Here is a 2642-nt window from a genome sequence, read left to right as displayed (position 1 = left end):
GCTGATATCAGGCTACTTCATGTATGACGAAATGCTAAGCCTTGCTCAAATAATTGCTTGTGTGTTGTTTCTGATTGGTATTGGCTTAATCGTGAAACCAGTTCAACCAAAGAGCTCGGTGAACGCTGAGCCAGTAAGTCAAGGTTAACATTGCCTCGTACGTGCCGAAGCTGTAAACAAGAAAGGTGGGGGCAGGTCTTTCCTTTTGCCCTACCTAGTCTTATCCGAAAGCTAGTCAACTCCGAGAAATCGTAACAAGTTTTCGTCCGGAAATGACTTGACTGAGCGTCCGATATTTTACTTTGTTTTATAGTCTTAATTTGAAGTCGAACGGCTCTAGTTGGCACATATTCGACTATTACAGTCAGTTGAATTTCATTGTTAATATTTGATTGTTCAAGTTAAGAATTATTCTTTCATTGAAATTCTATGTGCAGATTTTAGTATATCACTGCCAAGAGGACCAATTTCCATAACCATGTTCGCATCGTCATTCTCCTTTCGAAATCTAATGCCAACGGTATTATGGGTATCGATGTCATAAGCAATAAATCTGGCAGGTATGACGCTCTTTCTTTGCTCTCTAGGCAACTCTCTGACCATTTGAATCTTTTGAGTATCAGGTGAGTATACACGTACCCATGAACGAGAAGGTTTTCTAGGCTTAAAGTTCAATTCTTCTTTCACTACAGGAAGCTTGCCCGTACCTCGATGAACATTGTGCCCTGATACTCCATCCCAAACGATTCTAACCATTACTTCCTTATCGCCTCTAGCAAATTGGGTGAACGTTTCCCACCCCCAACTTTTGTCTCCATAACCATAATCTGAATCTTCATCTCGATAAGTGGTATTAATAACCTCAAATTCACTTAATTTAGGTTTTAAAGCTAAGGCTGGTGCTATCACATCGAAGTACCCATCAATATAATCATCCATATTACCCGGCGATTTCACAAAGAGCTCTGCAATTCGCTTACGATTATTTAATATGGTAGAGTTCATAAGTTGTGCGGTTTTCTCTTCAATCGCTATCACCCGGCTATCAGCTCTAATATCAGCGAACTCTAAAAGACTACCTGAATCTATTGCTAATAATAGTTCTTCGTTAGTTGATGTAACCGTTACATTTCGACCATCAGTTAATTTATAAATTCCGTCATAAATCTCAAACGGTATTAATTCTGAGGCTAAATTTTTTAAAGGAAGAAAAAGTAACAACACACTAATTAATACTTGTTTCATAAAATTACCTGACTATTGATAAGCTTTTTATGTTAACGGAAATATCAAACATCGGAATACAATGGGACTAATAACAACTTTTTAGGGCTAGACTATACAAATGTTTACCTCAAAGCGAATAAAGTCTTTTAGACTTCAGCCATTACGCATTTATAATTATCTATCGAATTATTACCATAATTCTTTTATCAAACTAATCTTCCCTTCTTTAAACCCAAATAATACCAGTAAAGGCTCATCTTGTTGCCATTCACCATTAGCTAATACTTTGCCATTAGCATATTCAATAGCGACATGGTTTTTACCATATATAGTGTTTAAAACTCGTTTTTCTTCATTAGCAGCTCTTTGATAAGCACCTTTATTTAGGTTACGCATAAATGCTTTACGCCAGGTGGCCTTATCAAAATTTGCTTGATACTCTACATGAATATACTTTACCTCGTCATGCATTCTACTAAGCAGGTTTTCTATATCTTTTTCAGTCGAGCCTTTTCGACTGATGTTATCTAATGCTGCAAAATAATTAACAATTTCTTTTGTTTGGCATTTGCTATCACACTGGTTAGCTCGCTCTTTTGATACGACACTGAATGACATTACCAACAACATTAAACTTACGATGACTTGTTTCACTGAAAACTCCTTTAACTGTTAATTCCCCTATCTTAAACAACCAGTTATCAACCACCCAAACATTTCCTATTAATTATTGGTAATGAAATGTTACAGATGTTTATTTGAGATTAGTTGTTAATACGTAAGACTTCGTACATAGTTAAGTAAAATGAAAGAAGGAAAATGTATGAGTAGAAGAAAGTTATTTACAGAACAGACAGATGCTGATGTTGATATGACACCTATGTTAGATATAGTTTTTATCTTATTAATCTTCTTTATCGTTACGACATCTTTTGTCAGAGAGGAAGGTTTATTGATCAATAAACCTAAAGCAAATACTAACACCAACGACAATAACCCGTCTATTGTTGTTAAAATAGACGAAAGTGGCAGATACTCTTTTAATGGCAGTATTGTCGATATTGAGCGTCTGCAAGCACGCATTGAGAGCTTTCTTGCTGAAAACTCGACCACTAACGCGTTAATTATTGCAAACAAAGAGACTAGTCACGAAAAGGTTGTTAAAGCTATCGATAAAATATCATCGTTTGGTAACCTTAATGTCTCTATTGGTAAAGCTGAATAGTTAAAACTAAATTGACTGAACAGCAAAAAGCCCGACACGTATGTATCGGGCTTTTTTAATAGAAGTCTAGCGATGACCTACTCTCACATGGGAACTCCCACACTACCATCGGCGCGACTGCGTTTCACTTCTGAGTTCGGAATGGGATCAGGTGGTACCACAGTGCTATTGTCGCTAGACAAAAACGTTT

Annotated in this window: 3 protein-coding genes and 1 rRNA gene; 1 reads left to right on the top strand and 3 read right to left on the bottom strand. The window is 36.5% G+C overall.

Going from position 1 to position 2642, the window contains the following annotated elements; translation table 11 throughout:
• Positions 1–408 precede the first annotated feature (408 nt).
• Together ACSLUH_RS19285 and ACSLUH_RS19280 are read right to left on the bottom strand one after the other, a co-directional pair.
• Positions 409–1245, bottom strand: coding sequence for a hypothetical protein (locus ACSLUH_RS19285; protein ID WP_448570052.1), 837 nt, complete (start codon positions 1243–1245; stop codon positions 409–411).
• 171 nt (positions 1246–1416) lie between these two features.
• Complete coding sequence (locus tag ACSLUH_RS19280) at positions 1417–1881, bottom strand: hypothetical protein (protein ID WP_448570051.1); 465 nt, start codon at positions 1879–1881, stop codon at positions 1417–1419.
• Positions 1882–2050: 169 nt separating this feature from the next.
• Between ACSLUH_RS19280 and ACSLUH_RS19275 the strand changes: the two genes are divergently transcribed.
• The gene (locus tag ACSLUH_RS19275; RefSeq protein ID WP_448570050.1) at positions 2051–2452 is read left to right on the top strand and encodes an ExbD/TolR family protein; all 402 of its coding nucleotides are present in this window, start codon (positions 2051–2053) and stop codon (positions 2450–2452) included.
• A 64-nt stretch (positions 2453–2516) separates the two neighbouring features.
• Here ACSLUH_RS19275 and rrf read toward each other — a convergent pair.
• A 5S ribosomal RNA gene (gene rrf / locus ACSLUH_RS19270) occupies positions 2517–2631 on the bottom strand.
• Between the last annotated feature and the right edge of the window lie 11 nt (positions 2632–2642).

The organism is Thalassotalea ganghwensis (assembly GCF_053485795.1).
Note: the sequence above shows the minus strand (reverse complement) of the source record. Positions and strands in the feature narration are given on the sequence as shown.